The sequence below is a fragment of the Rosenbergiella collisarenosi genome, assembly GCF_018494085.1.
Classification (GTDB): domain Bacteria; phylum Pseudomonadota; class Gammaproteobacteria; order Enterobacterales; family Enterobacteriaceae; genus Rosenbergiella; species Rosenbergiella collisarenosi.
The window spans coordinates 557,911-583,857 of sequence record NZ_JABBFP010000002.1; the positions used below are offsets into that span (position 1 = coordinate 557,911).

The following is a 25,947-nucleotide window of genomic DNA, read 5'->3' on the forward strand; positions in this document are numbered from 1 at the left end:
ACAATGAGCACGCCACTCCTCACACAGCTGGGTATTCGCTATCCGATTTTTCTCGCACCGATGGCGGGTATCACAACACCTGAACTGGCGAGCCTTGTCTGCGAGGCGGGAGGGCTGGGTGCATTAGGCTTGGGAGCTAGTGATGCTTGTCACGCTGAGGCCGCGATTAACGCGACTCAACGCCTGACGAGTAAGCCTTTTCAGGTCAACTTCTTCTGCCATCGTGTGGCACCGTTGGACCCCCAAAAGGGTCAGGCGTGGCGAGAGTACCTCGCTCCCTTCTTTGCCCGCTTTCAGCAACCGACTCCCACTACGCTATCCGCACCTTATCGCGCTTTTGATGAGGACCCCGCTTTACTTGAGGTGATCCTCGCGACGCGCCCTGCGGTAGTCAGTTTTCATTTTGGCCTACCTTCGACAGCCACCCTACGGGCATTACGACAGGCGAAAATTCCTTATTGGGTGAGCGTGACACGACTGAGTGAGGCACGCTACGCCGAGGAGCAAGGATGTTCGGCGGTGATTGCACAAGGTATTGAAGCAGGTGGCCATCGTGCAACCTTCGATCCCCTCTGCGAGGCTGGGCTAGGAACGACTGAATTATTAGGCCACCTCATCCCTCACTTAAAAATACCGATCATTAGTGCAGGGGGGATCGTTAATGGTCAGCAGATCGAGGCTTGTTTGACACAAGGCGCAAGTGCGGCACAGCTCGGTACCGCGTTTATTCCTTGTCGAGAGTCCGCGGCGAGCGAAGCGGTAAGGCAACGATTGCGCGTTGCGAAGGAAACGCAGATCACTGATGTTATTTCTGGGCGTCCCGCCCGGGGGATCGTTGGGCCGTGGCAGCAAGACGTCGACCATCCGCGTCGCCCCGAGCATGCAGGCTATCCCTATAGCTACGCCTTGGCTAAGCAATTGGCGAAGTTGGCGAGCCAATACGGAAACGTTGAGTATGAGGTGTGCTGGGCAGGTAGCGGGGTTGCACATCTCCGCCATCTCGATGCGGGACCGTTAATGACGCAGCTAATCGCCGAGCTAACCGCATCGGCTAATTAACCCGAGGCAGATCGCTGTAACGCGTGGTGTAAGCGGGTGATAATTTTTCCCGCTTCATCGCCCAAGGCTTTTGGATCCCTTGTCCGGCAAACCAAATCGCGCCCTTACCACTTTGGTTAATCCCGTCGACGACATGCATCAGTGCCTCGCTATTGGCGTGAGGAGCGAGGGGATCGAAGAGATTAAGCTGCGCAACGCCCTGTTGAAAGAAATCGCCAAGGATAATACCGGCTTTCATATAACGTGGCCCATCGCGCCAGATCTGCTCAAGTAAATAAAGGGCGAGCCGGACGATATCGCGAGTATCTTGCGAAGGGGTTAATAGCTGTCCTGTCAGCTGATTGGCGTAAAAGATCTCTCCGACAGCATGAGGGCTGGTGCGGATAAAGACCCCGACTTGGCGACAAAACTGTTTCTCGAGCCGCAATTTTTCCGCAGCACGTACCGCATAACTACAGACGGCTTCGCGCATATGTGCGTAGTCGGTGATTCGCTGCGAAAACGATCGGGAACAGAGGATCTGTTGCTTGATAGGGGCAAACTCCTCTAAGGCAAGACAAGGTTCGCCGCGTAATTCGCGCACGGTACGTTCGACGATCACCGAGAAGGTCTTACGGATGAAACGAGTATCCTGTTTCGCGAGGTCGGCGGCGGTATCAATACCGAGCTGTTGCATCTTTTTGCTCAGTCGTCGCCCAATTCCCCATACTTCATCAACCGGGACCAGGGGGAGTAATTTCTGTTGGCGTAGTGGTGAAGAGAGATCGACGACACCCGCTGTTTTTATCCATTTTTTAGCGGCATAGTTAGCCAGTTTTGCCAAGGTCTTGGTCGGGGCAATGCCTACTCCTACTAACAAATGAGCTTCCTGCTTAATTCTCTGGCGGATCCGTTGACCGTAGTCCTCGAGCGAGCAATAGGCGGCCATACCACTCAGGTTTAAGAAGGCTTCATCGATCGAGTAGATTTCGACATGCGGAGCCATCTCTTCCAAGAGCGTCATCACACGATGACTCATATCGGCGTAAAGCGTGTAGTTAGAGCTAAAGACGTTTATGCGTTGTGCAAAAGACTGCTGACTTAACTTAAAATAAGGTTCACCCATCCGCACGTTGAGGGCCTTGGCTTCTGCCGACCGTGCAATCACACACCCGTCGTTATTACTGAGCACGACGACCGGTTTACCGCGTAGGTCAGGGCGGAAAATAGTCTCACAGGAGGCGTAGAACGCGTTGACATCGACTAAGGCAAACATTAGGCACCGAATGTCTTAACCACGTGTTTAACGACGCCAAAAATCTCGAAGTTATCGGCATCAGCGATAGGAATGGCGCTATAGGCAGCATTTAACGGGAGTAGCTGGAGCGTCGGGCGTAACATCAGTTGTTTCACCGTAAATTCTCCGTCCAAGGCCGCCACGACGATGTCGCCCTGTTTAGCCGTTAATGAGCTGTCTACGACCAGCATATCGCCTTCAGCAATACCGCCCTCGATCATGGAGTCGCCACTGACTTTGATAAAATAGGTGGCACTCGGATGGCGAATAAGCAGTTGATTCAGGTCGATGCGCTGTTCGACGTAGTCGAGGGCAGGGGACGGGAAGCCACAAGGAATGCGACTAATAAATAGGGGGAGTTCAAGGATCGTACGAGCAAGTACGGGCTGATAATAGAGCATAACTAGTCCCTCAGACTAATACTGTAAATATATACAGTATCTGTATTTTCCTGAGTGGCGCAAGCGGCAAAGTGGAAAATTATTTTAATATGCTGTTTTATCGGAATATTTATCTGTTATCTTAAAAAATCTGGAAATGAAGACGAAAAAAAACCCAGTGCTTTACACTGGGTTTATGGCTTAGTGCTCGTACTAAGCAAGATAAGTGAATAACTACTCATCTATAGAATATGGCGGTGAGGGAGGGATTCGAACCCTCGATACGTTGCCGTATACACACTTTCCAGGCGTGCTCCTTCAGCCACTCGGACACCTCACCAAATTGTTTGTTACGCTTTACAGCGCTAACGGGGCGCTACTATAGGGAGTCACCCCGTGTCGGTCAAGCACTATTTCGCGCTTTTTACTTATCCGCTCAAGACCTGAGCGACTTGACCGAATGTCGCACTTTTTCAGCTCAATCCTTAACCCGTTCAGCAAATTTCTTGCGTAATTTTTGCAGTTTAGGTGGGATGACCGCCATACAGAATCCATTATTTTCGCCGACGCGATCCCAATAGTTCTGGTGATAATCTTCTGCGGGATACCACTCAGTGAACGGTTCGATAGTGGTCACGATCGGCTGAGCAAAGTCTTGCTGTGCGCGTTGAATCGCTTGCTCGGCAGCCAGCTTTTGTGACGCGTCTAACGGAAAGATCGCTGAACGGTATTGGGTACCGATATCATTACCTTGGCGGTTGAGTTGCGTCGGATCGTGGGTAGCGAAACTAACGTCCAACAGATCAGCATAGCCGATTAACTGTGGGTCAAAACCGATACGGATGGCTTCCGCATGGCCTGTCGTTCCCGTACAGACCTGTTCGTAAGTCGGATGTGCCGTATTGCCTCCTAGATAACCGCTTTCGACCGATGAAACGCCGATTAAGCTTTGAAAGACGGCTTCTGTACACCAGAAGCAGCCGCCCGCAATGATTGCGTATTCAGTTGCCATGTTGACCTCGTCATTAACTGTGTTTTTTCTCTCTACTAGAGTAGCGGAATGTCTCGACGGTGACCATGTACAGATCGTGCACTCGACGATCGGTACGGGACAGAATGGGGTAACTTTCTGATTCGCGGCGCAATGTCAAAGATTAGGTCTATACTTAGTAACATTAACGAATCATGGAATATTCTTAATCTTTACATTTACATAACCGTGAACGATACGAACGACAGTGGTCACTCGCTGATAAGTTCGCTTTTTACCATGATGCGTAACCCATAATAGTGAGTTTTTATGAACGAACCGCGGCAAACCCGCCAACTAACAGACTACGCATTCTTCTTTGATATTGATGGGACGCTAGCCCCTTTCCAGACGGTGCCACAGGATGTTTCGATACCCTCCCATGTTATTGGACAATTAGGAATATTACGCGATCGTCTCGGTGGCGCATTAGCCTTCGTTTCTGGGCGGCCTCTTGAGCAAATTGATACGCTAACCCGTCCGCTACAGGCGGGAGCTGCGGGCATTCATGGTGCTGAAATCCGCACGTTGGATGGAAAGGTGACTCGTGCTTCGATCGATACCCAGCAGCTTAGCCAGATTGAGCAGATGCTCGCTGAGCAGACGCGAGCTCTCAAGGGAGTTCTGATCGAGAAGAAGAGTATGGCCTTTGCTTTACATTACCGACAAGCGCCTGATGCCCAACAGCCCTTACAGGCGCTCGCGAACACAGTTGTAGATCGCTATCCCGATTTCAAAGTACAGGCCGGAAAATGTGTCTGGGAAATCAAACCGCGGTCTTGCGATAAAGGAAAAGCCATTCGTTTTTTAATGGCGTCAGCTCCTTTTTTTGGGCGCATCCCGGTCTTTCTTGGTGATGATATCACCGATGAGGCGGGCTTTCGCTATGTCAACCAGCAGCAGGGCGTATCGATAAAAATCGGTGCAGGTGAGAGCGAGGCCACACATCGTATAGCAGGTGTTACACAGGTCTATGAGTGGCTCGACGATCTCATCAATTATAAGATAAACATAGATAGCTTGAGGAGTGTTTAGCATGGGAAGATTAGTCGTGGTTTCCAACCGTATTGCACTCCCTGACCAGAGTAAAAATGGGGCAGGTGGGTTAGCAGTAGGCTTATTGGATGCGCTGCAAGAGCAAGGCGGTCTGTGGTTTGGTTGGAATGGCGAGATCAGCAAAATTACTGGGGAAGAAGAACCCTTGCAGATCGAGCAGGAGAAAAATATTACCTATGCAGCCTGCTCATTAACGCAAAACGATTATGATCTCTACTATAGCCAATTCTCCAATACGGTTATTTGGCCCGCCTTCCATTATCGTCTCGATCTGGTCGAGTACCAACGCGAAGCGTGGGAAGGATATCTACATGTTAACCAGCTATTAGCCGAAAAGTTGACCCCATTACTCAACAATGACGATGTTATCTGGGTCCATGACTACCATCTGCTCCCTTTTGCGGCGGCGCTACGTGAGCAGCAAGTGAAACAACCGATAGGCTTCTTCTTGCATATCCCTTTCCCTGCACCCGAAGTATTAATGGCCTTACCGGATTACCAAGAAATATTGCGTCTGATGACGGCCTACGATCTATTAGGCTTTCAGACTGAACAAGATGCGAAAGCATTCCTTGCCGCGATCGCCTACGAAACAGAACTCGTTACCGTGGAGAAAGGCACTTATCAAGCTTACGGCAACACCTTCCACGTCCATGACTACCCGATTGGTATCGATCCAGAAAGTATTCGTAAATTAGCAGAAGGCCCGCTGCCTCCTAAGATGCAGGCCATCCGTCAAGGGCTCGGTGATGCAAAAAATATTATCGCGTGCGAGCGCCTCGACTATTCGAAAGGTATTCCCGAGCGTTTTCTGGCTTACGAAAGTTTTCTAGAAAAATATCCTGAACAGCGCGGCAATATTCGTTATACGCAAATTGCACCGACTTCACGGGGTGAGGTACAAGCTTATCAAGCTATTCGTCACCAGCTGGAGACAGAAACCGGGCGCATTAATGGTAAATATGGCACGATGAGCTGGACGCCACTCTATTATTTGAATCAGCACTTCGATCGCCGCTTACTGATGAAGATCTTCAGACTCACCGATATCGCGTTGATTACTCCTTTGCGCGACGGTATGAACTTGGTGGCAAAAGAGTATCTTGCCGCGCAAGACCCGGCTAACCCGGGGGTATTGATACTTTCCAAATTTGCCGGGGCAGCGTGCGAGCTCACTCAAGCCTTATTAGTCAATCCTTATGATCGCGACGAGGTAGCTAGCGCTATTTATAAAGCGACGATAATGCCACGTGAAGAACGGGTCGAACGGCACGCTAAGATGATGGCGATCTTAAATTATCAGACCATCACCCGCTGGCGCGAAACTTTCCTCGACGATCTCCATAAAATCTCTGTATAAAATAGCTATCTCCCAGTCCCTTATCTGTCTGCGATTAACGATAGGTGGGGGACTACCACATGAAAAAATCTTAATTAAACTCATAATCACTATAATTTTTATTGTATAGTTTTTAAGGTGATCATTGTTGTGCTTTACGACATTGGACGATGGCGATTCATCTCTTTGTGGCAAAAGATAAATTACAAATATAAAAATAGGCTAATTTAGGTAATCGAATGCTTTATATTTGACTATATGCTTTCTTTTAATTTCAAATTTCTAAGTCTATATTTTAATTTATTGAAGCTATTTTAATCTTATTTAAAAAAAATGATCAGTTATCTTTGACTTAAGTTTTTATTTTTTGGTTGTTTTTATATAAACCTCAAACCTTTAAATCTTTAACGGCATATATTATCTATATGATCTAAATCAATATGAAACTTAAATGTTTAATAATGTGTGTTGTGAATCTTTCAATAAAAAGGTAACTTCTATTAATGCCATGAGAAATAATAAGGTAGACGCTGCACTATTCTTAATTTTTATATTATAAATAAGTTGAGGGCTATATGGATAATTCAGACATTGTAAAGCAAATCTATGGAATTAATTTATCGTATCTTTTGTTAGCTCAAAGGATGCTAAAAGAGGATAAATACTCTGCATTTTATCGCTTGGGAATCGAAGAGTCTCTAGCTGAAAAAATAATGGAACTCAGTTTACATGAACTGGTTAAGCTCGCCGAAACCAACCAGTTTATCTGTAAGTTACGTTTTAAACACACCGATATCATTGAAAAATTGACACAAGAATCAAGGGTGGATGATCTGCAGCAAATCCACACAGGAATAATACTCGCCAGTGACTTACTTAATGTTCGTACCAGTGGTAAACGCCTAAGACAATAGGGGGGGGGTACAATGAAAGAAAAAAGTGTGTTAAGAGAAGGCTATGATATCCGTGTCGCGATGGATCTTATCCGGCTAGGTGCTCGCTTACAACTACTGGAAAACGAAACGGTTTTAAGTAGAGGGCGATTAATCCGCTTGTATAAGGAGATAAAAGGATGCCCTCCACCGAAAGGAATGCTGCCATTTTCAACAGATTGGTTTATGACTTGGGAACATAATATCCATGCGACAGTCTTCTATCACGCCTGGCAGTTCCTGAGGAAAACGACCGATAAAACAGATGTCGATTGTCTTATTCTCGCTTATCGCTTGTATTTAGAGCAATGTCCGGTAGCGGAAGGGGCCAATGAACCTTTATTGGGACTTACCCGTGCCTGGACGCTAATTCGCTTTGCTGAGAGTGGAATGATCGAATTATCTCCCTGCCGACTTTGTCAGGCTAAATTTATTAATCATGCGCATCAGCCAAAAGGTAGCTTTGTGTGTAGCTTATGCCAGCCTCCTTCCCGGGCGATAAAAAAACGTAAACCTTTTTATTTAAATGCCGATAAAGAAGGAGAAGAGAGTGAAGGATTGCGCTATGGAATATTATGAATAATTAATTTTATATTTACATAATATAATTCCCAGTAACTCCTTTGTTCGGTATGTCAGGGATGCACCTTGTTAGGAGTGACTGTGTTTATAATTATTGGCTATATTATAGTAACCGCATCGATTCTCGGTGGCTACGCCATGGTGGGTGGCCATATGGGAGCATTATATCAGCCGTCGGAATTAATTATTATTGCTGGTGCAGGGATAGGGTCTTTATTCGTTGGAAATAATGCTAAGGCCTTAAAAAAGACATTTTCCTCCTTGCCCACGTTATTTCGTGGTTCTCATTACACCAAACAGCATTACCTTTCCTTAATGAGTTTATTATTCAATATTATGTCTAAATCGAGACAGCAGGGGCTGTTATCGATAGAGAAAGATATTGAAGACCCTACCGAAAGTGAGTTGTTCAGCCAATACCCGAAGCTGACTACAGACCCACTTCTGTTGCATTTTCTCACCGATTACCTACGGCTAATGATTGGCGGGAATATGAGCGCTCTAGAGATAGAGTCTTTAATGGATGAGGAGATTGAGACCTGCGAGGATGAAAGCGACGTTCCCGCGCAAAGTATTGCCGCAGTGGGCGATGCTTTACCTGCCTTTGGGATTGTTGCCGCCGTGATGGGCGTTGTGCATGCGCTAGCCTCCGCGGATAGACCGCCTGCAGAACTGGGTGAACTCATTGCACAGGCGATGGTGGGTACCTTCTTGGGAATATTGCTGTCTTATGGGTTTGTATCGCCCCTCGCCACGGTCATGCGCCAGAAATCAGCCGAAAGAATCAAAATGCTCCAGTGTATCAAGGTCACGCTGCTTGCAAATATGCACGGTTATGCGCCACAAGTCGCCGTCGAATTTGGACGTAAGGTGCTTTACACCACAGAACGGCCAGCGTTCGCCGAGCTGGAGGATTTTGTCCGCAATAATAAGCCCGGGACGCGTGCAGCGGAGACAAATGAAGAATGAAGGACTCTAAGCCACCCATCATCGTGATCAAAAAGAAGAGAAAGCATGTACGGCATGGGAATCACGGTGCCTGGAAGATTGCATATGCCGATTTTATGACCGCAATGATGGCCTTTTTTATGGTGATGTGGCTGATCTCGATTGCCGATCCGCAGCAATTAGAGTCTTTAGCCGACTACTTTCGGATGCCATTGCGCGAGGCGCTTTCGCCGGGTAAACATCAGAGTGATGCGACGACGGTGATCCCCGGTGGTGAAGCTGGGCACACTGTTTCCTCTGCGCAGCGCATAGGGAAGTCGGCGATATATGACAAGGAAAAAGATCGTGACCGCCGGACGTTGCAGCGGCTTAAAACAAAAATAGATCAGCTGCTGATCTCCGATCCTCGGCTACAGGCATTACGTCTCCACCTGTTTATTACCATGATCCCCCGCGGATTACGCATACAAATTGTCGATAGCCGGCAGCGTCCGATGTTTCTTAGAGGTAGTGCGAAGATTGAGCCCTATATGGCGGAAATTTTACAGGCCTTGGCGCCGATCCTTAATGATGTGCCTAATAAAATGAGTATTGCAGGCCATACCGACGATTCACCTTACCTGCTAGGCGACCGAGGATTTAGTAATTGGGAACTCTCTACCCAACGTGCGAATTCGTCGCGACGCGAGCTCGTTCAAGCAGGGTTAGCGGAAGGTAAAATAGTACGCATTATCGGGATGTCAGACACGATGAATATAAAAGACGCGCCGGCGGATGCACCGGAGAATCGACGCATTAGTTTATTAATTCTTACACATGAAGCGCAAAGTGATATCGAAAAGGAAAATAATGAGGCGCAAGCGGTCACCATTACGGCCGCCGGTGAACTTGAGAAGGTGATCGTCGCGCCAACGTTAGCGCCAGATAAAGCACATCATAAACCGACCGAGGGTAAGGAATAGATAATGGATATCTCGGATTTTTACCAGACGTTTTTTGATGAGGCGGATGAATTATTGGCCGATATGGAGCAGCACCTCTTGGCGCTCGATCCCGCGGATCCCGATGCAGAACAGCTGAACGCTATCTTCCGGGCGGCACACTCGATTAAGGGGGGAGCCGGGACCTTCGGTTTCACCCTTCTTCAAGAAACCACGCATATTTTGGAAAATATTCTCGATAATGCGCGCCGGGGTGAATTGCGATTAACTCGGCAAATTATCGATCTTTTTCTGGAAACTAAAGACATCATGCAAGATCAACTGAATGCCTATAAGAACGCCTCACTGCCTGATGAAGAAACCTTCAACTCTATCTGCGAGATGCTACGTAATATAGCGCTCGAGCCGTCCACGGCTACCAGTGAGAAAAAAGAGACCGCCCCAGCCACGACAATGGAAATGACTACGCGTATCAGGCTGTCGCGGTTAAAAGGGGAGGAGGTCAAGTTATTGCTGCAAGAAATCCACCATCTCGGGAAGGTTACGCTACTTAGGCAGGACAAAGATTGTATCGAGGCGATAATTGAGGGAGTCAGTCGTGAGGCGTTGGTTGCGGTACTCTGTTTTATCATTAATGAAGATCAGATTACGTTTCTAGAACCGGACGCTGCAGCGCCGACTCAGGAAAGTCAACTCGAGAACGGGCTAGCGTTAACACCGCACAGACCAAGTCCCGCGGCTCCCCCCAGCACAACCCCCAAGGCTCCTGATAGTGGCAGTATTCGTGTGGCCGTCGAGAAGGTGGATCAATTGATTAACTTGGTGGGTGAATTAGTCATCACCCAATCCATGTTGTTACAGCATGTCTCGGAATTAGAACCGACGGTACATGGCGCGCTATTTAATACCGTGAACCAGCTCGAGCGTAATGCGCGCGATTTGCAAGAATCGGTCATGTCGATACGTATGATGCCGATGGAATACGTCTTTAGTCGCTTTCCGCGTTTAGTACGCGACTTGGCAGCAAAACTGGATAAAAAAGTCGAATTAACGTTGCAGGGAGGATCGACGGAGTTAGACAAAAGTTTGATCGAGAGAATTATCGATCCCCTTACACATTTAGTCCGTAATAGCCTGGATCATGGGATCGAATCTACCGAACAGCGACGCAGTGCGGGCAAATCACTAGAGGGGAATTTAGTCCTCTGTGCAGAGCATCGTGGTGGCAGTATCTGTATCGACGTGACCGATGATGGTGCAGGGTTGAACCTTGATAAGATCTACCAGAAGGCGTTAAGTTCAGGTATTCCCGTGCAGGAATCAATGAGCCACGAGGAGATCGCCCAGCTTATTTTTGCCCCCGGTTTTTCGACTGCCGAGCAAGTCACCGATGTGTCGGGACGAGGCGTCGGTATGGATGTGGTGAAACGGAATATTCAGGATATGGGTGGACATGTTGAAATTGCTACCCAGCCTGGAAAAGGTACGACCATTCGTATTTTACTCCCGCTCACCCTCGCGATATTGGACGGGATGTCAGTGAAAAGCGGGAACGAAGTCTTTATCGTACCCGTCAATGCGGTAATGGAATCACTACAACCTCGATCGGCAGAATTAAAATATTTAGCGGGAGGCGAACGGGTATTAGAGGTGAGAGGAGAATATCTTCCACTGATTTCGTTAGCTAAGATATTTGATATTAATGATGCTCGTGAAAATCCTACCGCAGGTATTGTAATTATTTTACAAAATGCCGGTAAACGCTTTGCATTATTGGTCGATTACTTAATGGGGCAACATCAAGTGGTAGTGAAAAATCTTGAGAGTAATTACCGCCGTGTACCGGGTATTTCTGCCGCAACAATTATGGGTGATGGTAGCGTTGCTTTTATTGTTGATATTCCAGTGTTACAAGCCATCCATCGCGAAAAGATTTCTTCTAAGAGCGAAAGTTAATCGACAGGGACTGTTATGGAAAGTATTAATGAAGAAAATAAGAGTCAAGAGTACCTTATTTTTACCTTAGGAAAAGAGGAGTACGGGATTGATATATTAAAGGTTCAAGAAATCAGAGGCTATGACCAAGTTACCCGAATCGCTAATACACCGAGGTTTATTAAAGGGGTCACCAACTTACGCGGCGTCATCGTTCCTATCATCGACTTACGGATTAAATTTTCGCAAGAAAACGTGACTTATAACGAAAATACAGTGGTCATCGTACTGAACTTAGCAGAACGGGTGGTGGGCATCGTCGTGGATGGGGTATCGGATGTCTTAGCGCTAACGCCTGACGATATCCGTGCCGCCCCAGAGTTTAGTGTCACGCTATCCACTGAATATCTCACCGGTTTGGGAGCTTATGGGGAACGAATGCTAATTTTGGTGGATATCCATAAATTATTGAGTAGTGCTGAAATGGCATTAGTTGACCAACTGCATATCAATTAAGACTCTCGTCGTAATAGCCGTAAAGAAATGGATGCAGTGGCCGATATGGTCATTATAAAAAAGGACGATAGGGGATCCTATGTTACGTAAGCTTAAAGTTGTCACCAGTTTATTATTAATTCTTTCAATAATGGGCGTAATACAAGTTATAAGTAGCGGGCTATTTTTGGAGATGTCGAAGGGTAACCAAAAAATATTTTCACAAAATCAGACGTTACGTATTCAGCAGCAAAGTATTTCAGATGCAACTTCCTATTTATTAGAGGCGCGATCAAATATTAATTTTGGGATGATCTACACCTTACAAAGTGCGAAAGAGGTTGACTTTGGAGAGAAGATAGCAAAATTTTTAAGTGGTGCGGAGGATAATATTCAACAGGCGGATACTGAATATAAAACCTTTTGGAATACCTTTACAGATAAAGAAAAAGAAGATGCGAAACTTGATGCGATGGGTCGCGCATTTATTGATTACCGTAATGGGTTAAATACTTTATTAGCGCTGCTACGAGAAGGTAAAACAAAGGAGTTCATGACCACACCGGTGATGGATAAGCAGAAAACTTTCGAGACCAAGATGAATCAATGGTACGAAAAAAATGAAAAAGAGGTCGAAATTGGCATCAAACATAGCCGTGAGCAGTATGAAAACTCATTGATTCTCACTGGCGTCTTTATTGCCGTTACCTTGCTGGTGATTTTTATGGCATGGGTGGGTATTCACCGTGTATTACTCAAGCCGCTATATGCCTGTATTCATCATATTCAAAACGTCGCACGGGGCGATTTAACCCAGACGATAGAGGTCATTAGTAAAAATGAGATGGGTGAATTATTGACGACCGTCCAGCATATGCAAGATGAGCTAAAGCATACCGTAGGCTTGGTACGTGATAGCTCAGAGTCGATCTTTAGCGGCGCGAGCGAGATTGCGAATGGAAGTAATGATTTATCGGCACGTACCGAAGAACAAGCCGCCTCGCTGGAAGAAACGGCATCAAGTATGGAACAGCTGACCGCGACTGTTAAACAAAACGCTGAGAATGCTCGCCAAGCCTCACAACTAGCCTTAAATGCGTCAGAAACTGCGCGTCATGGAGGAAATGTTGTTGATAATGTCGTCACGACCATGAAAGACATCGCCGATAGCTCGAAGAAAATTTCAGACATCACGAGTGTGATCGACGGGATCGCTTTCCAAACTAATATTCTGGCGTTGAACGCGGCGGTAGAAGCAGCGCGAGCGGGTGAGCAAGGCCGAGGGTTTGCAGTGGTCGCTGGCGAAGTCCGCAATCTGGCTCAACGCAGTGCGCAGGCGGCTAAAGAGATCAAGATTCTGATCGAAGACTCCGTGAACCGTATCGATTCAGGCTCGCAGTTAGTTGAAAATGCTGGGGTTACCATGGGTGAGATCGTTAACGCGGTGACCCGCGTCACCGATATTATGGGTGAAATTGCGTCGGCCTCTGAAGAACAGAGTCGCGGTATCGATTTGGTGAGTACCGCTGTCACCGAAATGGATCAGGTGACACAACAAAATGCCACACTCGTCGAAGAGTCAGCGACCGCCGCCGCCGCGTTGGAAGAGCAGGCCGGTTTACTCAAACAGGCAGTAGCCGTGTTTCGAGTAGGCCATACCGTCTCGATAAGCGCCACTAACTCTGCCACGTCGATACATACGTTACCGGCTAGTCCAGCGGTCAGCGTAGGCCAGACAACCCAGAGCAATGATTGGGAAAGTTTTTAATCGACAAAGGAAATGGGGTTGAACGGTAGGAAAGTTTACCCCCATTGGCTAGAGAGAAAAAGGGATTATGCAGAAAAAACCCTCCAACGTCATCGCGATAGGGGCGACTGGACACCATGAACGTTACGCATTATCGGTGGATGATTTTCAGAAAATATCGGCGCTGATCTATCAGCGTGCTGGAATTGTATTGGCCGCCCATAAACAAGAGATGGTTTATAACCGCTTACTGCGCCGTGTCAGAGCATGTAACTTAACCAATTTTAGTCACTATATCCAGTTTCTAGAGAAGAATCCGCAGAGTAGCGAATGGCAAGCATTTATTAATGCTTTAACGACGAACTTAACGGCCTTTTTCCGTGAAGCACATCATTTCCCGATTTTAGCGGAATATGCCCGCCATCATAGAGGGTGTTTCACCTTATGGTGCTGTGCCGCCTCAACCGGGGAAGAGCCGTGGTCACTCGCCATCACCTTGGCTGAGACCCTAGGACTCGGTCCGGGACGCTTTCAACTCTTCGCCAGCGATATTGATACGCAGGTCTTAGAGAAAGCGCGGCAGGGGATCTACCGACAGGAAAACCTATCGATGCTGACGCCTGACCAGTTACAACGCTATTTCTTGAAAGGCACTGGAGAACATAATGGTTTAGTCAGAGTGAGGCCAGAACTGGCGGCAATGGTCAACTTTTATTCGCAGAATTTGTTAGCGGCAGAATGGAAACTGCAAGAGAAGGTAGATGTGATCTTTTGCCGCAATGTCATGATCTATTTTGATAGGAAAACGCAGCAGAGCATTCTCAGCCGGATGGTAAAAGTGCTAAAGCCTGAAGGGCTATTATTCGCCGGTCATTCAGAGAATCTCAGCCAATTAAGTAGCGATTTTGTACTACAGGGCCAGACCGTTTACCGGCTTGCGGAGGGAAAAAAATGAGTAAAATTACGGTACTCTGTGTCGATGATTCCGCTTTGATTCGCCAATTGATGACAGAGGTTGTAAATAGTCAAAAAGATATGGTGATGGTAGCAACCGCGCCGGATCCACTAGTCGCTCGGGAGCTGATTAAACAACATAATCCAACTGTGCTTACCCTAGACGTCGAAATGCCGAAAATGGATGGCCTCGATTTTCTGGAAAAGCTGATGCGTTTGCGACCAATGCCCGTAGTCATGGTGTCGTCGTTGACCGAACGAGGCTCGGAGGTCACGCTGCGTGCACTAGAATTAGGGGCGGTTGATTTTGTCACGAAACCACAAGTGGGGATCCGCGATGGGATCACGCAATACAGCGAAAAAATCTGTGACAAGATCCGCTCTGCCGCACAGGCCCGTCTCCCGCTAGCACGAGTTCGTACCAGTATTAAACCCGTGTCGCTGAACACCCTTATTGGCAGTGAAAAAATTATTGCGATTGGCGCCTCAACCGGCGGGACGGAGGCACTACGACACGTTCTCGAACCGTTACCGCCTGCCTGTCCAGCGCTATTGATTACACAGCATATGCCCGCCGGCTTTACACACTCTTTCGCTGAACGGCTTAACCGCATCTGTCAGATTACGGTTAAGGAAGCCGAACAGGGAGAGCGCGTGCTCCCTGGTCATGCCTATATCGCCCCTGGCGACAAGCATATGCAGCTCGAGAGGTCTGGCGCTAACTATCAAATTCGCTTACTGAATACACCTCCGGTTAACCGCCATCGACCCGCGGTAGATGTACTGTTTCAGTCGGTGGCGGCCTGTGCGGGTCGAAATGCCGTAGGCGTGTTACTCACAGGAATGGGCAACGATGGTGCGGCCGGGCTGTTAGAAATGAAAAAAGCGGGGAGTTGGACGATTGCACAAAATGAGGCGAGTTGTGTGGTCTATGGCATGCCGCGTGAGGCGGTTTTATTGGATGCTGCCAGTGAAGTCACTCATCTCAACGAAATCAGTCAACATATGATCAATCGCTTAGCGTCAGGGCAAGCGATTCGAATTTAAGATTGTTCAAGTAATACACACTCATTCACACGAATAAGGAAAGCGTCATGGCAGATAAGTCTCTCAATTTTCTTGTTGTCGACGATTTTACGACGATGCGGCGTATCGTCCGTAATTTATTAAAAGAACTCGGGTTTACCAATGTAGAAGAAGCCGAAGATGGGCAAGATGCGTTGAGTAAATTACAAACCGGTAATATCGATTTCGTTATCTCAGATTGGAATATGCCGAATATGGATGGTTTAGCGTTACTTAAAACGTTACGTGCGGAGGAACGCTTTGCTCAGCTCCCCGTATTGATGGTGACGGCAGAGGCAAAGAAGGAGAATATTATCGCCGCCGCGCAGGCTGGAGCCAGTGGCTATGTGGTTAAGCCGTTTACTGCTGCGATCCTAGAGGAAAAGCTCACTAAAATCTTCGAAAAATACTCAATGTAAGGAGTTATTATGAGCCATCCCTTACCGTCAAACGATAATGACGCAATGTCAGACATTATCGTACGTCTGGGGGCGCTTACGCGTATGTTACGCGATAGCCTACGCGAACTCGGCCTCGAACAAGCGATTGCCGATGCCGCCGATGCTATCCCCGATGCACGCGGGCGATTAACCTATGTTGTCGAGATGACGAGCCAAGCCGCAAATCGTGTATTAAGTTGCGTCGAACAGGCTCAGCCTGAGCAAGATCATTTGAAACAGCAGGCAGAACAATTACAAGCACGATGGGATCAGTGGTTTGCCGCGCCGCAAAGTTTCGAACAAGCTAAAGCGCTGGTCATGGCAACTCGTGAGTATTTGGCCAGTATCCCTGCGATAACCGGGAGAACCAATCAGCTCCTCCTCGATATTATGATGGCGCAAGATTTTCAGGATTTGACCGGACAAGTTATTAAGAAAATGATGCATGTCGTCGAACAAATCGAGACGCAGTTACTGATGGTATTACTGGATAATATTCCTGAAAATACCCGCAATACGCCTACCCAAAAAAATAATCTACTAAACGGCCCACAGATCGACACCACGGCCAGTGGCGTAATCGCCGACCAAGCGCAAGTCGATGATCTACTCGATAGCCTGGGTTTTTAAGCATCATCGGGTCGACACTCGTCGCCCCGACTTCCCGATGATCCGCCATTATGGGTCTAATAAGCCTCAGTTCTATGTTCTTCTTTAGTCATCGGCTCGCGTAGGTTCTGGCACTCTACTCGTCTTTCACCGGTCAGGAGATAGTGATGGCTGACGAAGATAACGACGATAAAACACAAGAGCCCAGTAGTCGTCGCATAGAGAAAGCGCGCGAAGAGGGGGATATCCCTCGATCAAGGGAGTTGACCTCGATGCTACTTCTATTGGCGGGACTGTTGGCGCTGACGATCTATTTACCGCGGAGTTGGCAGGCCTTAGTGCGCCTCGTACATTACAGTTGGCAGTTTGATCTCGCGCAGCTCAATGCCTATCCGTTAGGCTCTTCTCCCTTGACGTTACTTCCTCGTAGTCTACAGCTCTTCCTACCGTTTGGGGGGAGTTTGTGGGGGGTAGCGATCCTCGCGAGTCTAGTGATCGGCGGGATAAACCTGAGTCCACAGGCCTTACAAGCTAAGTTCTCGCGGCTTAATCCACTCACGGGGATGAAGAAGTTTTACAGTGCTCAGACGGGCGCCGAGTTACTCAAGTCATTATTAAAGGCCTGTATCGTGATAGCCATTTTACTGACGGTCTTATGGCATCAGCAACGTGAAACACTGGGTCTCCTCCATCAACCTTTACTGCCAGCGTTGAAGCAGGGTGGAAAAGGATTAGTCGTGATTTGGTTATGGGTGGTTCTTGGGTTAACGCCAATGGTCGCTTTTGATGTGTTTTGGCAGCTCTATAGCTACCACAAGAAATTGCGTATGACACGTCAAGAGATCCGTGATGAGTATAAACAACAGGAGGGGGATCCTCACCTTAAGGGCCGCATTCGTCAACAGATGCGCGCCGTGGCACGACAACGCATGATGGCAAATGTCCCACGTGCCGACGTCGTACTGACTAACCCTACCCACTTTGCGGTCGCCTTGCTCTATCAAGAGGGCAAGATGCAAGCTCCGCAGGTGGTCGCCAAAGGACGGGGGGAGATAGCCACGAAGATTCGCCACCTTGCCCATGAACATCGTATCCCCACGCTTGAGGCTCCGCCGCTTGCCCGAGCATTATGGCGGCATACCGAGGTGGGTGATCCCATCCCAGGGGCACTTTACACGGCAGTTGCCCAAGTATTGGCATGGGTCTGGCAGATTCGCCGCTGGCGTAAAGTGGGAGGACCTAAACCCGATAGGCCCCAGCCAGTACCGATACCCACCGAGATGATCTTTGACCTAGAGAAGTATGATGATGAATAAGTTATCTATGCGTTTACGCCTGCCTAGCCGTTGGCAAGATATTGATTGGCAAATCTTAGCGGGTCCAATCCTTATTTTATTGATTTTAGCGATGATGGTCCTACCGCTTCCCGCAGTGTTACTGGACCTATTTTTTACTTTCAATATTGCCTTATCGATAATGGTTTTGTTGGTGGCTATGTTCACGCGCAGGACGCTAGAGTTTGCTGCCTTTCCTACGATTCTGCTATTTGCCACGTTATTACGCTTAGCGTTAAATATTGCGTCGACAAGGATTATTTTGTTGCAGGGGCACAGCGGAGAGGCTGCGGCAGGACAGGTCATCGAGGCCTTCGGCCATTTTTTAGTCGGGGGCAATTTTGCTATCGGCATCGTGGTATTTATTATTCTTATCGTCATTAACTTTATGGTCATCACCAAAGGGGCAGGACGGATCGCAGAGGTCGGTGCACGCTTTGTCTTAGACGGGATGCCAGGTAAACAGATGGCGATCGATGCGGACTTAAATGCTGGCGTGATCGGGGAAGAGCAGGCTAAACAGCGCCGCCAAGAGGTGACGCAAGAGGCAGACTTCTATGGTTCCATGGACGGTGCCAGTAAGTTTGTACGTGGTGACGCGATCGCCGGGATCATCATTATGGTGATTAATATTGTCGGTGGTCTGTTGGTGGGGGTGGTGCAACACGATCTCTCGGTGGGTCAGGCCGCACATACTTATACGCTATTAACGATCGGTGATGGTTTGGTTGCACAGATCCCGGCACTCGTGATTTCGACGGCAGCAGGGGTCATTGTTACGCGCGTTAGCAATGATAGCAACGTCAGTGAACAGATGGTCAGCCAGCTATTTAGTCGCCCGCAGGTGATGGTCTTGAGTGCGGCGGTACTCGGATTACTCGGCCTAGTCCCGGGCATGCCTAACGGAGTTTTTCTCTTATTTACAGCATTACTGCTAGGCGTTGCCTGGTGGGTGAAAGGAAAGGAGGCCAGTCAGGATGGGGAGGAAGCGGCCACGCTATTACCCGAACAGACGCAGCCATTAGAGGCCAGTTGGCAGGATGTTGTCATTGAAGATGCGCTCGCGATGGAGGTCGGCTATCGGCTTATCCCTTTGGTCGATGAATTACAGCAAGGCGAATTACCTGGTCGTATTCGAGGAATTCGTAAGAAGTTCGCGACCACGATGGGTTTTTTACCGCCTGGTATCCATATTTCCGATAACTTATCGTTAACCCCAGCGCACTATCGTATTTTATTGAAGGGGGTCACTATCGGCGATGGCGACGTATGGCCGGGGCGGTGGCTAGCCATCAATCCAGGCAACGCTCACACCGATCTTCCCGGTGAGGCGACGCGTGATCCGGCCTTTGGTTTACCGGCAGTATGGATCGATAGCGCCTTGAAGGAGCAAGCCCAAGCCCTCGGCTTTACGGTGGTGGAGGCCAGTACGGTGATTGCCACACACCTTAACCACCTCCTAAGTCATCATGCGAGCGAGTTATTCGGTCGGTTGGAAGCGCAACAGCTAATCGATCATGTCGCGAAAACGCTCCCTGCACTGACTGACGGGATTATCCCTGAGTTACTTTCTCTGACAACCGTCCATAAGGTGTTGCAGAATTTATTATCCGAGCAGGTATCTATCCGTGATATGCGTACGATTTTGGAAACGCTCACCGAGCAGGCTAGCCTCACCCAAAATAGCATGGAATTAACGAGTAGCGTGCGCGTTGCTTTAGGGCGAGCCATCACTCAGCAGTGGTTCAATGACGATGAGATTATCCAAGTCATCGGTCTCTCGCCAGCGTTAGAAGGACTGCTACAGCAGGTAATGCGTAGCGGTGGTGGCCTTGAGCCGGGGTTAGCCGAACAATTAGTCGAGCAGGCAGGGGCAGCCATTGATCAGCAGGAGGCATTAGGAATCACCCCTGTATTACTGGTTGATGGTGCACTACGTTTGCTGCTAGCTCGTTACCTACGCCGCCACTATCGACAGTTGGTCGTCATGTCGACCGTCGAGTTAGTGAGTGATAGGCCTATTCGCCAGACGGCGACGCTGGGGGAGTAAAATGTGGCGACACCTCGCATTCGCGTTAGCCATATTGGCAGGAATACAGGATGCTCAGGCCACCATCGTGAGTGCATCACTGAGTCACGCAGGGCAAGCGTTGACGCGAAAAGGGCAATGGTATCGTTTTGGGCTGGGCCATTTACCTCAAGACTCTCGCGGTCAAGTGACGGGGCTGAGTTGGCAGATTAACAGCCTCACCCCCTGGCCCCAGCTACCGTTACTACTACTATGTCACGATAGCGACTGCCGTCGTTTGGACTCGGTGGCAGGCCGTAGCCGCCATTTCGCTACACAGACCAGCCGAGGAGAGTGGTCAGTCTTTATTGCGCTGGCGGGTGCGGGGACACAGCAACCGTCTTTACGAGTCACGGGCATAAGCCTAACGGTGGATGTACGTAGTGGGAGATAGAGGTTGAGGCCGTTTGATTGTCCTAAAGAGAGTGAATCCAGTCATTCTCTATTGAGCCGAACCAAAGGTCTGTAGGCCGATTTTTTTTCAAACAGTTTACGACTTTCTTGAGTGACCTTTACCGTAGCGACTATCACCTAGAAAAAAGTCTTACAAATTATTCCACATTAGTAGCACTAGGCACTTTCCCGACTAGGGGGATTAATAAGTAAGCCTAAACGTCTTGCACGTTCCCTCCCAAATATTACAAGTATTAATCTTCCTAATGGAGTATAAAAAATTATAATAATCGATAAGTATATTAATAAAATATGATTTTGGTCTAATTTTTTCAGAGGAAAAGTCTGCTTGACCACACTAATCCTAAACATAACTAATACTATTATTCGGTTTTAACTCCATTCAAGTTCCTTATAGGAAACATCGGAGGTATAACTATAGATTATGCCACCACATGCCAATCTTATTTATCAATAGAAAATAACTTATCTCATTTTATAACATAGACTCTGTTTTTACGACTTCTTAATATGAATATTTTATCGATAAGGCCCCCATTAGGGCTTGATTGAGAGTGTCTGTCACAGTCCGATTTTATTCTTTTAGTACATAAAAGGATGAGTGATCAAAAATGGAACAACTTTAATCGTGATGAAAATAAACATATGATCAATTAATGATCACTCGATAGGTCGGCCGTTACGGCATTAGATGGCCTTTTTTAAACGGAAAACATAACTAGTTAAGCTACTCTAGAATCGATAAATATAATTTAAATATATGAATTTAAGGGGTTTTATACTGTTATCGGGTTAGCAGTCAGATCATGGAAATACTTTTAATTTCATAATGAATTTAATTTAAGTAATTGATTTTTAACAAAAAATAAATTTTTTCTTAGCATGTGTTTTACTGGTGATAGTAATCTTTGCAGTAATAAGAGTTAAACGCTTAATGAACGATTTTGGATAAACTAATAAAAAATTCATCAAAATTTTAATTGCATTATCAGTTTCATTTAACTATTTTCTTAGGGTATAAATTTCACTAGGAATATTCCTAACAAAGTATTTCTCCCCATTTACAAGTGGGGAAAGGTATTTGTGTATAGCAAAAATAAAAAATAATAACTTTCACCGCATCGAGGTTAATTCCATGATCAATATAGTTGCTTTATCGAAAGATAAGGGAAGTAGTTACACTGTACACTCTCCCGTCGTTACGCTTGATTCAGCTTCTATATTGAAAATATCGGTGAGTCGTGAGGAAATTCGAAGTTTTACACGGATTAACAACGATTTAATAATCGAACTCACCGATCATGAAAAAATAACCATCAAAAACTTCTTTTCCGTAGATTCTAACGGACAACATAATGTTTTGGTTTTAGAAGACCCCCACAATGGAGCCTTATGGTGGCTCGAAAACCCAGGTACTGATGCGGCTAAATATACTTCGATCGATTCGTTAACCGACGTCGGTGAACATGCTGTAAACAGCGCACATACTGGTGCTTGGGTGACGGCTGGGGCCGCTCTACTTGGTATCGGTGCCATGTTATTAGGCTCGTCAAACGCCCATCATAGCGACTCAAGAAGCGATAATACCGAATCTAATTCTGGCATTAACGACACCCCACCCGCAGAGACCGACGGCGATACCAGTTCAGGCAACCCCTCCAGTTCAAACGACGGTTCGCACTCCGGTTCCAATAGTGACTCCGACTCCGACTCTGACAGTGATTCAGATTCAGACAGTGATTCCGATTCTGATAGCGACTCGGACTCTGACAGTGATTCCGACTCTGACAGTGACTCTGATTCCGACAGTGACTCAGATTCTGATAGCGACTCGGACTCTGACAGCGATTCCGACTCTGACAGTGACTCGGATTCCGACAGTGATTCAGATTCTGATAGTGACTCGGATTCTGATAGCGACTCGGACTCTGACAGCGATTCAGATTCTGATAGTGATTCCGATCAGCTCTCTCATCCAACCGATCTGGCCATATCTCATGACGGTATAACCCTAACTGGTCAAGGAGAGGCTGGGACAAAAGTGGTTGTCACTAATGATTCAGGTGAAACCATAGGTACAGGTATTGTTGAAGCTAGCGGTTCTTTTACTGTTACGTTGAATTCACCTCAAACTAATGGTCAAGTTCTAGATGTCACGCTGACAAACGATCTAGGAGTTGTTTCACCTACATCAAATATTAAAGCTCCAGACACCACCGCTCCTGCTGCACCGACTGATGTTGTTGTCAGTGATGACGGTGTGACAGTGACCGGTAAGGCGGAAGCGGGCTCAACGGTTGCTATCAAGGATGCCAACGGCACAACTCTCGGTAGTGCAACGGTAGGCGCAGATGGTTCATTCACTGCGACCCTAAGCCCGGCACAAACCAACGGCCAGACCTTAAGTGTCACGGCTACTGATGCCGCGGGTAACCCGTCTTCAGTCGTCACGACTACAGCGCCAGATACGACAGCACCTGCCGCGCCGACTAATGTTGTTGTCAGCGATGACGGTGTAACGGTAATCGGTAAGGCCGAAGCGGGCTCCACGGTTGCAATCAAAGATGCCGATGGCAACACGTTAGGCAGTGCAACAGTCGCTACTGACGGAACGTTCACTGCGACCCTAAGTCCTTCACAAACTAATGGTCAAAGCTTAAGTGTGACCTCGACTGACACTGCAGGGAATGCTTCAACCCCAGTAACTGTTGTAGCTAAAGATACGACAGCACCTTCCGCGCCGACTGATGTTCAAGTGAGTGGTGATGGTGAAACAGTAACTGGTAAGGCGGAAGCAGGCTCAACGGTTGCTATCAAGGATGCCGCTGGTAATACGCTCGGTAGTGCAACGGTAGCCGCAGATGGTTTATTCACTGCGACCTTAAGCCCGGCACAGACAAATGGTCAAACGCTAAGCGTTACGGCTACTGATACCGCGGGTAACCCGTCTTCAGTCGCTACGACTACAGCACCAGATACCACAGCGTCAGCCGCACCAACTGATGTTGTTGTCAGCGATGACGGTGTGACAGTGACCGGCAAAGCCGAAGCGGGCTCAGCGGTTGCTATCAAAGATGCCGCTGGCAACACGTTAGGCAGTGCAACGGTAGCCGCTGACGGGACATTCACTGCGACCTTAAGCCCGGCACAAACTAATGGTCAAGCTCTCAGCGTTATTTCGACTGACCCTGCCGGGAATGCTTCGACCCCAGCAACAGTGGTAGCTAAAGATACCACTGCGCCAGCCGCACCGACTGGTGTACAAGTGAGTGGTGATGGTGAGACGGTCACCGGTAAGGCTGAAGCAGGTTCAAAAGTTACTATCAAAGATGCTGATGGCACTACTATTGGTAATACGACGGTAGGCTCAGATGGTTCATTCACTGCGACCTTAAGCCCTGCACAGACAAATGGCCAAACTTTAAGTGTGATTTCTACTGATACCGCGGGGAATGCTTCAACCCCAGTAACTGTGGTAGCTAAAGATACGACAGCACCAGCCGCGCCGACTGATGTTGTTGTCAGCGATGATGGTGTGACAGTGACCGGTAAAGCGGAAGCGGGCTCCACAGTTGCTATCAAGGATGCCGCTGGCATTACACTCGGTAGTGTAAAGGTAGCTGCTGACGGGTCGTTCACTGCGACCTTAAGCCCGGCACAAACTAATGGTCAGACGCTAAGCGTTACGGCAACGGATGCGGCGAACAACCCGTCTTCAGTCGCCACGACTACAGCACCAGATACGACAGCACCTGCCGCGCCGACTGTTGTTCAAGTGAGTGGTGATGGTGAGACGGTAACCGGAAAGGCAGAAGCGGGCTCCACAGTTACTATTAAAAATACCGATGGCACAACTCTCGGTAGTGCAAAGGTAGGCGCAGACGGTTCATTCACTGCGACCTTAAGCCCGGCACAAACTAATGGTCAAGCTCTCAGCGTTATTTCGACTGACCCTGCCGGGAACGCTTCAACGCCAGTCACTGTGGCTGCTCACGATACGACCGCGCCAGCTCAACCGAACGATGTTCAAGTGAGTAGTGATGGTGAAACGGTGACCGGTAAAGCCGAAGCAGGCTCCACAGTCGCTATCAAAGATGCCGATGGAAATACTCTCGGCAGTGCAACAGTCGCTGCTGACGGAACGTTTACTGCGACCTTAAGCCCAGCACAGACAAATGGTCAAGCCTTAAGTGTGATCTCTACTGATAACGCGGGGAATACCTCAACACCAGTAACCGTAATCGCCCAAGATACAACCGCTCCGGCACAACCGAGCGATGTTCAGCTTAATGACACTGGGACCACGATCACCGGTAAAGGTGAAGTTGGCTCAGCGGTCATTGTTAACGATGCGAACGGTAAAGAGCTAGGTTCAGGTAGCGTCGGTAGTGATGGAACTTTCTCAATCAGCTTAACTAGGCCGCAAACTAATGGGGAAACTTTGGATGTTATTTCGATAGATAGCGCGAAAAATAGCTCCACACCAGTGACAGTCACTGCGTTGGATACGACTGCTCCTATTAAGCCAAGCGATGTTCGATTAGATGATGCGGGTACGACTGTTAGCGGTAAGGGTGAAGTCGGTTCCATTATTACGATCACTAATGAAAGTGGTAAAGAGATCGGTTCAGGTATTGTTGCCTCTGATGGGACTTTCTCAATTATTTTGACTAAGCCGCAGACTAACGGCGAAACTTTGGATGTTATTTCGATAGATAGCGCGAAAAATAGCTCCATGCCAGCTGTTGTTACGGCAAAAGATACAAGTGCACCAAAAGAACCAACCGACCTGCTGATCGATGAGTCTACTTCAATATTGTCAGGTAAGGGTGAAGTAGGGACTACAGTTAAGGTTTATGACAGCAATGGTAATGTGGTTACAAGTGGATTGGTTGATGAAAATGGAATTTTCCAGGTTAAATTACCGGATAGCTTATCAGTAAACCAAAACCTATCAGTATCTTTGACTGATTCTTTAGATAATGAGTCAGATAGAGGTTCTATCTATTACTTCGACGACACTGATTCGGATTCTGACAGCGATTCAGACTCTGACAGCGATTCGGATTCCGATAGTGATTCAGACTCCGACAGTGACTCCGATTCAGATAGTGATTCCGATTCGGATAGTGACTCTGATTCCGACTCAGACAGCGACTCTGATTCGGATAGTGACTCCGACTCTGACAGCGACTCTGATTCCGATAGCGATTCAGACTCTGACAGTGACTCCGATTCAGATAGCGACTCAGATTCTGATAGTGACTCGGACTCAGATAGCGACTCCGACAGCGACTCGGACTCCGACAGCGATTCGGATTCTGACAGCGATTCCGACTCTGA

At 47.9% G+C, this 25,947-nt stretch carries 21 protein-coding genes and 1 tRNA gene; 18 read left to right on the top strand and 4 right to left on the bottom strand.

Features of this window, described 5'->3' with window-relative positions; translation table 11 throughout:
- The first annotated feature begins 3 nt into the window (after positions 1-3).
- Positions 4-1,059, top strand: coding sequence for an NAD(P)H-dependent flavin oxidoreductase (locus tag HGT70_RS05585; protein WP_214195178.1), 1,056 nt, complete (start codon positions 4-6; stop codon positions 1,057-1,059).
- On the opposite strand, the gene umuC is transcribed toward HGT70_RS05585, so the two are convergent.
- The 4 genes from umuC to msrA form a co-directional block, all read right to left on the bottom strand.
- Positions 1,052-2,314, bottom strand: a complete 1,263-nt coding sequence (gene umuC, locus HGT70_RS05590) for a translesion error-prone DNA polymerase V subunit UmuC (RefSeq protein ID WP_071429779.1) — start codon at positions 2,312-2,314, stop codon at positions 1,052-1,054. The two genes, HGT70_RS05585 and umuC, sit on opposite strands and share 8 nt — an antisense overlap.
- A complete protein-coding gene (gene umuD / locus HGT70_RS05595) occupies positions 2,314-2,736 on the bottom strand; it encodes a translesion error-prone DNA polymerase V autoproteolytic subunit (protein ID WP_071429781.1) in 423 nt (140 codons plus the stop codon). The genes umuC and umuD overlap by 1 nt, the downstream gene beginning before the upstream one ends.
- 231 nt (positions 2,737-2,967) lie before the next feature.
- Positions 2,968-3,055, bottom strand: a tRNA-Ser gene (locus HGT70_RS05600).
- A 138-nt stretch (positions 3,056-3,193) separates the two neighbouring features.
- On the bottom strand, positions 3,194-3,727 hold the full coding sequence (gene msrA / locus HGT70_RS05605; RefSeq protein ID WP_214195179.1) for a peptide-methionine (S)-S-oxide reductase MsrA: 534 nt from the start codon (positions 3,725-3,727) through the stop codon (positions 3,194-3,196).
- A 288-nt stretch (positions 3,728-4,015) separates the two neighbouring features.
- Between msrA and otsB the strand changes: the two genes are divergently transcribed.
- From otsB to HGT70_RS05690, 17 genes are all read left to right on the top strand, one after another.
- Entirely contained in the window at positions 4,016-4,780 is a 765-nt protein-coding gene (gene otsB, locus HGT70_RS05610; RefSeq protein ID WP_071429785.1) for a trehalose-phosphatase, read from the top strand.
- A 1-nt stretch (position 4,781) separates the two neighbouring features.
- Positions 4,782-6,161, top strand: a complete 1,380-nt coding sequence (gene otsA, locus HGT70_RS05615) for an alpha,alpha-trehalose-phosphate synthase (RefSeq protein ID WP_214195181.1) — start codon at positions 4,782-4,784, stop codon at positions 6,159-6,161.
- 554 nt (positions 6,162-6,715) lie between these two features.
- Positions 6,716-7,054 (top strand): flagellar transcriptional regulator FlhD, encoded by a 339-nt coding sequence (gene flhD / locus HGT70_RS05620; RefSeq protein WP_071429789.1) that lies wholly within the window; start codon positions 6,716-6,718, stop codon positions 7,052-7,054.
- Positions 7,055-7,066: 12 nt separating this feature from the next.
- Positions 7,067-7,651 carry a flagellar transcriptional regulator FlhC gene (gene flhC, locus HGT70_RS05625; protein ID WP_071429791.1) on the top strand — a complete coding sequence of 195 codons (585 nt, stop codon included), beginning with the start codon at positions 7,067-7,069 and terminating at the stop codon, positions 7,649-7,651.
- An 84-nt stretch (positions 7,652-7,735) separates the two neighbouring features.
- Positions 7,736-8,623 (top strand): flagellar motor stator protein MotA, encoded by an 888-nt coding sequence (gene motA, locus HGT70_RS05630; RefSeq protein ID WP_214195183.1) that lies wholly within the window; start codon positions 7,736-7,738, stop codon positions 8,621-8,623.
- Positions 8,620-9,564: a flagellar motor protein MotB gene (motB, locus tag HGT70_RS05635; protein ID WP_214195184.1), complete on the top strand. Its 945-nt coding sequence runs from the start codon at positions 8,620-8,622 to the stop codon at positions 9,562-9,564. The genes motA and motB overlap by 4 nt, the downstream gene beginning before the upstream one ends.
- Positions 9,565-9,567: 3 nt before the next feature.
- Positions 9,568-11,499, top strand: coding sequence for a chemotaxis protein CheA (gene cheA / locus HGT70_RS05640; RefSeq protein ID WP_214195185.1), 1,932 nt, complete (start codon positions 9,568-9,570; stop codon positions 11,497-11,499).
- Between the two features lie 15 nt (positions 11,500-11,514).
- Positions 11,515-11,994 carry a chemotaxis protein CheW gene (cheW, locus tag HGT70_RS05645; protein ID WP_071429800.1) on the top strand — a complete coding sequence of 160 codons (480 nt, stop codon included), beginning with the start codon at positions 11,515-11,517 and terminating at the stop codon, positions 11,992-11,994.
- Positions 11,995-12,073: 79 nt separating this feature from the next.
- Positions 12,074-13,741, top strand: coding sequence for a methyl-accepting chemotaxis protein (locus HGT70_RS05650; protein WP_214195186.1), 1,668 nt, complete (start codon positions 12,074-12,076; stop codon positions 13,739-13,741).
- Positions 13,742-13,808: 67 nt separating this feature from the next.
- Entirely contained in the window at positions 13,809-14,675 is an 867-nt protein-coding gene (gene cheR / locus HGT70_RS05655) for a protein-glutamate O-methyltransferase CheR (RefSeq protein WP_071429804.1), read from the top strand.
- The gene (locus HGT70_RS05660; protein ID WP_071429806.1) at positions 14,672-15,721 is read left to right on the top strand and encodes a protein-glutamate methylesterase/protein-glutamine glutaminase; all 1,050 of its coding nucleotides are present in this window, start codon (positions 14,672-14,674) and stop codon (positions 15,719-15,721) included. The genes cheR and HGT70_RS05660 overlap by 4 nt, the downstream gene beginning before the upstream one ends.
- Before the next feature lie 47 nt (positions 15,722-15,768).
- Positions 15,769-16,158 carry a chemotaxis response regulator CheY gene (gene cheY, locus HGT70_RS05665; RefSeq protein ID WP_071429808.1) on the top strand — a complete coding sequence of 130 codons (390 nt, stop codon included), beginning with the start codon at positions 15,769-15,771 and terminating at the stop codon, positions 16,156-16,158.
- Between the two features lie 6 nt (positions 16,159-16,164).
- Positions 16,165-16,809, top strand: coding sequence for a protein phosphatase CheZ (cheZ, locus tag HGT70_RS05670; RefSeq protein ID WP_157725445.1), 645 nt, complete (start codon positions 16,165-16,167; stop codon positions 16,807-16,809).
- 146 nt (positions 16,810-16,955) lie between these two features.
- Entirely contained in the window at positions 16,956-18,104 is a 1,149-nt protein-coding gene (gene flhB, locus HGT70_RS05675; RefSeq protein ID WP_214195187.1) for a flagellar biosynthesis protein FlhB, read from the top strand.
- On the top strand, positions 18,097-20,172 hold the full coding sequence (flhA, locus tag HGT70_RS05680; protein WP_214195188.1) for a flagellar biosynthesis protein FlhA: 2,076 nt from the start codon (positions 18,097-18,099) through the stop codon (positions 20,170-20,172). The genes flhB and flhA overlap by 8 nt, the downstream gene beginning before the upstream one ends.
- A gap of 1 nt (position 20,173) precedes the next feature.
- Positions 20,174-20,584 (top strand): flagellar protein FlhE, encoded by a 411-nt coding sequence (locus HGT70_RS05685; RefSeq protein ID WP_214195189.1) that lies wholly within the window; start codon positions 20,174-20,176, stop codon positions 20,582-20,584.
- A gap of 1,155 nt (positions 20,585-21,739) precedes the next feature.
- The coding region (locus HGT70_RS05690) for an Ig-like domain-containing protein (protein ID WP_214195190.1) at positions 21,740-25,947 on the top strand (4,208 nt) is incomplete at its 3' end.

What these genes read in the sequence shown, in the direction of transcription:
- HGT70_RS05585 (WP_214195178.1), top strand. Translation starts at nt 4, where the DNA reads ATGAGCACGCCACTCCTCACACAGCTGGGTATTCGCTATCCGATTTTT.
- umuC (WP_071429779.1), bottom strand. Translation starts at nt 2,314, where the DNA reads ATGTTTGCCTTAGTCGATGTCAACGCGTTCTACGCCTCCTGTGAGACT.
- umuD (WP_071429781.1), bottom strand. Translation starts at nt 2,736, where the DNA reads ATGCTCTATTATCAGCCCGTACTTGCTCGTACGATCCTTGAACTCCCC.
- msrA (WP_214195179.1), bottom strand. Translation starts at nt 3,727, where the DNA reads ATGGCAACTGAATACGCAATCATTGCGGGCGGCTGCTTCTGGTGTACA.
- otsB (WP_071429785.1), top strand. Translation starts at nt 4,016, where the DNA reads ATGAACGAACCGCGGCAAACCCGCCAACTAACAGACTACGCATTCTTC.
- otsA (WP_214195181.1), top strand. Translation starts at nt 4,782, where the DNA reads ATGGGAAGATTAGTCGTGGTTTCCAACCGTATTGCACTCCCTGACCAG.
- flhD (WP_071429789.1), top strand. Translation starts at nt 6,716, where the DNA reads ATGGATAATTCAGACATTGTAAAGCAAATCTATGGAATTAATTTATCG.
- flhC (WP_071429791.1), top strand. Translation starts at nt 7,067, where the DNA reads ATGAAAGAAAAAAGTGTGTTAAGAGAAGGCTATGATATCCGTGTCGCG.
- motB (WP_214195184.1), top strand. Translation starts at nt 8,620, where the DNA reads ATGAAGGACTCTAAGCCACCCATCATCGTGATCAAAAAGAAGAGAAAG.
- cheA (WP_214195185.1), top strand. Translation starts at nt 9,568, where the DNA reads ATGGATATCTCGGATTTTTACCAGACGTTTTTTGATGAGGCGGATGAA.
- cheW (WP_071429800.1), top strand. Translation starts at nt 11,515, where the DNA reads ATGGAAAGTATTAATGAAGAAAATAAGAGTCAAGAGTACCTTATTTTT.
- HGT70_RS05650 (WP_214195186.1), top strand. Translation starts at nt 12,074, where the DNA reads ATGTTACGTAAGCTTAAAGTTGTCACCAGTTTATTATTAATTCTTTCA.
- cheR (WP_071429804.1), top strand. Translation starts at nt 13,809, where the DNA reads ATGCAGAAAAAACCCTCCAACGTCATCGCGATAGGGGCGACTGGACAC.
- HGT70_RS05660 (WP_071429806.1), top strand. Translation starts at nt 14,672, where the DNA reads ATGAGTAAAATTACGGTACTCTGTGTCGATGATTCCGCTTTGATTCGC.
- cheY (WP_071429808.1), top strand. Translation starts at nt 15,769, where the DNA reads ATGGCAGATAAGTCTCTCAATTTTCTTGTTGTCGACGATTTTACGACG.
- flhB (WP_214195187.1), top strand. Translation starts at nt 16,956, where the DNA reads ATGGCTGACGAAGATAACGACGATAAAACACAAGAGCCCAGTAGTCGT.
- flhA (WP_214195188.1), top strand. Translation starts at nt 18,097, where the DNA reads ATGAATAAGTTATCTATGCGTTTACGCCTGCCTAGCCGTTGGCAAGAT.
- HGT70_RS05685 (WP_214195189.1), top strand. Translation starts at nt 20,174, where the DNA reads ATGTGGCGACACCTCGCATTCGCGTTAGCCATATTGGCAGGAATACAG.